The organism is Moraxella oblonga NBRC 102422 (assembly GCF_001598275.1).
GTDB classification, from domain to species: Bacteria; Pseudomonadota; Gammaproteobacteria; order Pseudomonadales; family Moraxellaceae; genus Moraxella; species Moraxella oblonga.
The window spans coordinates 1-7,310 of record NZ_BCYQ01000062.1 but is presented as its reverse complement, the minus strand read 5'-3'; the positions used below and the strand labels follow the sequence as shown (position 1 = coordinate 7,310).

Genomic DNA, 7,310 nt, shown 5'->3' with positions numbered 1-7,310 from the left:
AATGATTGTCCGTAGGGGTAAATTGCAATTACCCCCTGCAAGACCGTATTAAATTTATGGTTCGGTTGGTATACATCAAAATTACACAAAAACCGTTTACCCTACGCTAAGTCAAAGGGTGAGGTTTTTTGAATAAAATTTACCATATCATGAAAAAATTTGCCATGCTGTCTATATTTGCCATTCTCATCGTGTCCACTTTTGCTTTCAAATTCCAACAAGCCCCCAACAATCCTGCCAGCATATCAGCCACCAATGATATCAAAAAACCACTGCCTACACTCTCGCCCAGACAAATCAAGCTTGTCAATCAACCACCCCTACTCCCAAATACCCAGATTGACAAACTTGTCGTGTACAAATCCAAACGAGAAATGCACGCCTTTTATGATGATAAATTGATTAAGATTTATCCCATTGCACTGGGTCAAAATCCCATTGGGCATAAAGAATTTGAGGGTGATATGAAAACCCCAGAAGGCATTTATACGATTAATGACCGTAATGCTAACAGTAGCTTTCATAAAAATCTAGGGATTTCTTATCCCAACGAAGCTGACATTGCCCACGCCAAAACTCATGGCAAATCAGCAGGTGGTGCGATTAAAATTCATGGCATTAAAAACGGCTTGGGAGATTTGATTGGGGCAAATCATCTTTTAAAAGACTGGACACATGGCTGTATCGCTGTCACCAACCCTGAGATTGATGAACTGTTTGTGGCGGTGGTGGATAATGCAGTTATTGAGATTTTGCCATAAACACAACTGGCTAAACCGTCCACCCAATTTGGGTAAACGGTTTTTGATTTGGCAAACTTACTTTTCAATCACCGCCCCAATCTTGCTTGCCAACTGTGCCAACTCGCTTGGGTTGGCAAGCCCACCTTCGTGTTTACCAAGCTCATGCACATGGGTTGGGATTAGGTGCATATGATAATGAAACACGCTTTGTCCTGCGTCTTTGTGATTGAGTTGCATTTGTACCACACCATTAACTCCCAACGCTTGACGTTGAGCCGTAACGACTTTTTGGGCGGTTTTAAATACTGCACAAGCATACTCACACGGCAAATCAGTCAGCTCCACCGCTTCACATTTGGGAATGACAAGTACATGACCCATCGCTTGGGGCATCACATCCATAAAGGCGAGCGTTTTATCATCTTCATAGACTTTATGGCAAGGAATCTCACCACGCAAAATTTTGGCAAAAATGTTGGTATTATCATAAATCATGGCTTTTCTCCAAAAAAACAGGTGTGATAAATCTACCACACCCTGCTTATTTGTGCAAATTTTTATATACCAAAACCATACCCGAAGACTTGGCTTGGGGTGAACGGTTTTTGTATGATTGTGATGTGAATTAAGCATCAGTTGGGAATTAAGACATCAAATTAGAATTTTGTTGTCAAAGCCAAACTATAATTTCGCCCCATTTGTGGCACATAAGGCAAAAAGGAATTATGGATATAAGTTTGTTCATTGAGTAAATTATTGGCACGCAACGACACATCATACTCTACCCCACCTAGCGTGTTGTGATAACCTACCCCCACATTAAGCATGTCATAACCTGCTGTTGGGCTTTCTAATTTGGATGTGCGGTTTTGGGCAAATACTCGTGTGTATTCTGCATCAGCCATCCAATGACTTGCCAATTCACCTTGCCAACGCACCCCCAATCTGGCAGGTGGCAATCTGGGCGTAGTCATGTTAGGTTGTTCCAATATCGGCTGATAGCTGTAATTAAAATCGTTGGTATAATAATTATAATCACACGCCTCAATATTATCGTCCGTATCATCAGGCTTGATGGTGGTATATTCACCATTGCAACGGTATGCTTTTGCATAAGCATTGGGGAGGTTTTTAAGCTTACCACGCACCACATCGCCAAATACACTGATTTCATGTTTGTCATTATGATAGGTTAATATACCCTCCAAGCCATAAAAGTTTGCTTGTGCTTGCTTGTGCCGTCTCATAAAAAGATTGCCTTCACGATAAATGTTTTCGTTGTAAATATAATTTTTAAAACGACTGTGATAAGCACTCAGTGCATAACGCCACTTATTGCCATCAAACTTCAAGCCAAGTTCTAAATTGTTAGATTTTTCTTTATTTAACCCAATATTACCAAATTCAAAAGAGTTGGTTGCCAAATGTTTGCCATGATAATAAAGCTCCATAGGCGTAGGCAAACGTTCATTGTGCGAATAAGTTGCTGACAGACGATAATCGGGCTTAAAATCCCAAATCGCACTCGTACTGTATGATAAAGCCTTGTCCTGATACGTAGTCAAATCAGGCTCTTCAAAAGCAGGAACCACACTAGAACAAGTAACACTACCAAACCAATTCCAACAGTCAGGTTTTGGACGATAGCGTGCCAGTTGGTTCTCATCATAACTGATGGGAATTTTTTGTTTTTCCATACGCCCGCCCAATTCTAGGGCAAACTTATCGTTCATACGCCACCGTTCCACCCCAAAAATACTAAATTGTTTGTTGGTGTTGGCAACCAGCGGAAATCTCTGCCCTAGCTCTCTTTCGTAGGGTAGATGTGCAAAACTGGCTTGTTTTTGCCATTGCAATCCCCACACACCTTGCAACCCATAAAATGGTGTGTGATAAAGCTCCAATCTGGCATTTTTACCCTGATTGCTAAAATAACCGGGTTTGTTGTTGATGGTAACCAGACGCTTGGTGGCTGGGTCTATCTTTTGGATTTCGTGGTCATTTTCTTCGTGATAATAATCTGCCGATGTTAAGGATAACTGAACTTTCTCCAAGCCTTTTATGGGTTTTTGCCATTGTGCTTTAACATCATACCGTTTAGACACCATATCAATCCAAGGACCGGGGTGGTTATGGTCATGGGCAAAACCAAAAGGGTGGTCATGATTATGGTCATGATGTAAATCCGCCCCACAATGAAAATGTGCTGATGAACTAAAATCAATATCTTGCATCAAATGTGGATAAGCTTTGAGATAATAATGGTACACAGAGGACTTGGGCGTTAGGACGTGAGCAATGCATTTATCATAATGATGGTTATGCCCTGTAATGCCATATTTGTCTTTGCGATGGCTGTATGAAGCACCGATATAGCCTTTACTTCCAATCCATGAAATACCTGCTGTGCCAACTGTGGATTGGTTATGACTGTCAGGCAAATAATCAAGCATGACATCAGATGCAAATGATGGCACTTTATAATTATCTGTATCACGCCTTAAACCTTCCAAACGTACCGCCAAATGATTACCAATACCAAAATTCAGCCCTGCTGTCGCTACCTTTTCACGACTGGCAGAGTTATAACGAAGTAAAGCATCGCCTGATATTTTGTTTGCCAACAAGCCTTGTGGCATGGCAGTAGGAATACGTCCATCAACAACATTCACCACCCCTGCAGGTGAAGCCGTACCATAAAGCAAAGTGCTTGCTCCACGCACCAACTCCACCCGATTGGCAAGCAAAGTATCCACAGCAACCGCATGGTCTGGCGACAATGCTGACATGTCCACCACATCCAAACCATTTTGTAAAATTTTTACTCGTACACCTTCTTGCCCACGAATGATGGGTTTACTCGCCCCACCCCCAAAAGGATTGCTATGCACACCCAGCTCACCTGCCAACGCATTACCCAACGTTGCCGAACGTTGTTGTAACGCTGTGCGATAAACTGTTGTATCGCTGGCTTTTTTATCACCAAACAGGATTGATGATTGGTTAAGAGAGATTTGCATGGCAGGCAAGTCCACATGCGGTTTATTTTCATCAGCAAAACTAGCCGTAGCAACACCACCCAAAATTATCATGATGGCAAGGTTTAGCACCTTTGGAATTATCATAAACACACTCATTAATGATATAAAATAACATATATATTATAACATAACAATACAAAAAGTAAACATCGCCCCATGCACGCTTTTATACACTCCTCGCACTCAAAAAGTGCTAAATTCACCCAATATCAAATCCATTGACAATGGGCCAACCTATTGATAGAATTAGCAAAATAAGAAAATTCATTCATCTTTGGTCTAATGACCATATTTAATTTCTACGATTGTAGATGTATAACCATGTTATAATAACAAACCCCATTATCCAACCAAATACCATGACCGACACCTTTATCCTACAAGAACTCATCACCGACAACCTACCCTTTACCGTCCACAACGTCAAGATTGACACTTTTATTTGTCAGCGTGATTTGCCCTTGCTGTTTTTGACTCATTATGACAGTCTACCCAAAAACATCAAAACCGACAAACCGTTGGGGGATTTTTTTGCCCATGCCACCCAAAAAATGACCACCCACGAAGCCAACGCCCTGCTTGGGTTGCCCCCAAACACCCTAAAACCTGCCACTCACGTCAAAATCACAGGTACAAGCGTGATTGTCTTGCATGATTTTCCACTTGCATTGCATTTACAGTTTACTAACACCGCCAAAGAAACCCAAATCCACTACGGCGATGATTTGCCCCAATTCATCCAAGGCGAAGCCAAAAACTTCTTACTCTCTGGCAATGTCAATGTATTGCACAAAAGCACTACCAAAACACTCATTAGTGTGGATTTGTCCGATGACGAATATCTCATCACCCCCCAAGAGAGCTACTCACGCCTGCCCAACAGCCACGCCCTAGCAGTAACACAGATTTTAAACACCCTAAAATACAAATCCCCCCAAGCCTTGGACTATCTCACCATCGCCGTTGTCGCCAAAGTCATGGAGCATTTTGACAACCATGTTGGCTAAGTCACCAAACAGTTTTTAAAGCAACCATGTCAAATCACATCTTATACACCTTAGGCTTAAAATGGATTTTAAAGTTTATGGACTGCATTTATTTGCTTGGACGATAAATAATTGCCCCTTTATAATTTTTGCATAACGTGGTAAGATACAAAGCAGTAATTTTACAAATAAAAGGATGAAAAATGCTGATTGAATTTACCAAAATGCACGGGCTTGGCAATGATTTTATGGTGATTGACCTTGTTACCCAACGCATGAATCTCACCACTGACCTTGTGCGACTACTTGCTGACCGCCATCTGGGTGTAGGTTTTGACCAACTGCTCATCGTTGAGCCTCCTAGCCGTCCTGACGTGGATTTTAAATACCGTATTTTTAATGCAGACGGACAAGAAGTCTCCCAATGTGGTAACGGTGCTAGATGTTTTGCCACCTTTGTCCAAGCTCGCAAACTCTCCTTTAAACAACGCCTAAGAGTAGAGACTGCCAGCGGTATCATCACGCTCACCACCGACCGTTATGGTTGGGTGCAAGTAGACATGGGCAAACCCAAATTTGAGCCTGATGAGATTCCTTTTGCTCCCAAAGCCATTACCAAAGTTGGCAACGCTTATCGCATGATGATAGGCGATACGCCTGTATCTTTGTATGTGTGCAACATGGGCAACCCTCATGCTGTCATACAGGTTGATGATGTACTAAGTGCCGATGTTGCAAAACTGGGCAAAGCCATAGAATCTCACGAGGCATTTCCTGAACGTGTTAATGTTGGTTTTGTACAGGTAGTTAATCAACGCCATATCCGTCTGCGTGTCTATGAACGTGGTGTGGGCGAAACTCAAGCCTGTGGTACAGGAGCGTGTGCAGCAGTAGCGGTAGGTGTGCGTGAAGGTTGGCTAGATGGAGGTGTGGACGTGCGAGCCCAGCTCTACGGTGGTAGCCTTGCCATTCGTTACCAAGAAGGCTATTCGGTGATGATGACAGGTCCAACCAGTTTCGTGTACGAAGGTGTATTTAGCCCTGACGGACTGGCTGCCCAAGCTGGCATCAAACTGACCCCAAGCGAATCTTATGAATAAATAAAAAGGGCGTAATTATCGCCCTTTTTCATCGCAAATTATGAATATTTTTTACCTTGACCACGACCCAAAAATTTGTGCCACCTACCATAATGACAAACATGTCGTCAAAATGATTTTAGAATACGCCCAATTATTGTGCAGTGTTCATCACTTATGTGGTAAAACAAATGACAAACTTTATCGGCTCACTCACCAAAATCACCCCTGTGCCATTTGGGTGCGTTCATCAAAAGCCAACTACGAATGGCTGTATGAGCTGTTTTTATGTCTTTGCAATGAATATACATATCGCTACAAAAAAACTCATTTGACATGGGTCAAACTCGGTGATGTGCTAAGAATTTGTCCATTGATAGACACACAGCCCTTTACACCACCCCCAGCCGTCATGCCTGATGAGTTTAAACACCATGATGTCATGACCGCATACCACACCTACTACCAACAGGGCAAATCAGCACTTTTAAAATACACCAATCGCCCCATACCGCCATTTATCACCAGTCCAAAAGACGAACAAGCCCTCTAAAAATCAACATCAAACTACACAAATTATGAGGTTGCACCAAACCATTTTTGTTGCAGTTCTTGAAATTTGCCATTGTCTTGTATTTCTTTTAGACCTTCGTTTAATTTTTGAACAAGCTCACGATTGCCCTTTTTGGTGGCAAAAGCATAATGATTGACTGGCACATGTGGATTGACAATACCGTACATTTTGGTATTGGGGTCATTAGAAAATTTATGAATATAATACTCAAACACCTTTTGGCTATCATAAGCAGCCTGTGCATTACCCTGTATTACGGTTGTTAATTGCTGATAAGGCGTTTTGGCATCTACCACATTCACACCAGTACGCCCAGTCACCAATTTCATCATTTGGGCATGAACAGGTGCATTAAATTCAGTAACGAATGTATTGCTATTTTGGAGGGCATCATCAAAATTTTGAAAATTGGCTTTGCCTAATGACGATTGATCTTTAAGTGCCAACATCCAACCTGTTGTCATATAAACATCACTAAAATCATATTTGACCTGACGTTCTGGTGTAACAAAAACACCTGCTGCCACCAAATCATGCCGACCCTCATCAAGCCCTTCCAAAATCCCCTCCCAAATACCTTGTGGCTGATAAACCACCTCAAAGCCTTTGGTTTTGGCGATATAGTTAATGACATCAATGTCAAAACCCTCTACATTGCCCTTATTATCAATTTGGGCAAAAGGCGGATAAGCAAATAAAGTTGCCACACGATAAGTTGGTAACGTTTGTGTCTGTTGAGTGGTGGTTGCCTGTTCATTGTTGTTGCCACACGCTACACAGAGCAAACCAAATATTAAGGGCAGTACATATTTGTGCATTACATTCTCCATATGAATGACCATATATAACTTTATAATATAACAAATCACTGACCATATTGCAATGAT

7 protein-coding genes are annotated in these 7,310 nt (G+C 41.8%); 4 read left to right on the top strand and 3 right to left on the bottom strand.

The window, feature by feature from the left end:
- Positions 1-149: 149 nt before the first annotated feature.
- The gene (locus MOB01S_RS11465; protein WP_066805578.1) at positions 150-761 is read left to right on the top strand and encodes a L,D-transpeptidase family protein; all 612 of its coding nucleotides are present in this window, start codon (positions 150-152) and stop codon (positions 759-761) included.
- A 57-nt stretch (positions 762-818) separates the two neighbouring features.
- Here the strand turns inward: MOB01S_RS11465 and MOB01S_RS11460 are convergent, their stop codons facing one another.
- Complete coding sequence (locus MOB01S_RS11460; protein WP_066805575.1) at positions 819-1,238, bottom strand: HIT family protein; 420 nt, start codon at positions 1,236-1,238, stop codon at positions 819-821.
- Between the two features lie 161 nt (positions 1,239-1,399).
- Positions 1,400-3,868: a TonB-dependent receptor gene (locus MOB01S_RS11455; protein WP_066805572.1), complete on the bottom strand. Its 2,469-nt coding sequence runs from the start codon at positions 3,866-3,868 to the stop codon at positions 1,400-1,402.
- Positions 3,869-4,143: 275 nt separating this feature from the next.
- Here MOB01S_RS11455 and MOB01S_RS11450 point away from each other — a divergent pair, with 275 nt between their 5' ends.
- The 3 genes from MOB01S_RS11450 to MOB01S_RS11440 all read left to right on the top strand — a co-directional run bounded on the left by MOB01S_RS11450 (position 4,144) and on the right by MOB01S_RS11440 (position 6,402).
- Complete coding sequence (locus tag MOB01S_RS11450; protein ID WP_066805570.1) at positions 4,144-4,791, top strand: hypothetical protein; 648 nt, start codon at positions 4,144-4,146, stop codon at positions 4,789-4,791.
- 182 nt (positions 4,792-4,973) lie between these two features.
- A complete protein-coding gene (gene dapF / locus MOB01S_RS11445) occupies positions 4,974-5,870 on the top strand; it encodes a diaminopimelate epimerase (protein WP_066805568.1) in 897 nt (298 codons plus the stop codon).
- Positions 5,871-5,910: 40 nt separating this feature from the next.
- On the top strand, positions 5,911-6,402 hold the full coding sequence (locus MOB01S_RS11440) for a pyrimidine dimer DNA glycosylase/endonuclease V (RefSeq protein ID WP_066805567.1): 492 nt from the start codon (positions 5,911-5,913) through the stop codon (positions 6,400-6,402).
- 23 nt (positions 6,403-6,425) lie between these two features.
- Here MOB01S_RS11440 and MOB01S_RS11435 read toward each other — a convergent pair whose 3' ends face one another.
- Entirely contained in the window at positions 6,426-7,241 is an 816-nt protein-coding gene (locus MOB01S_RS11435) for a substrate-binding periplasmic protein (protein ID WP_066805565.1), read from the bottom strand.
- Between the last annotated feature and the right edge of the window lie 69 nt (positions 7,242-7,310).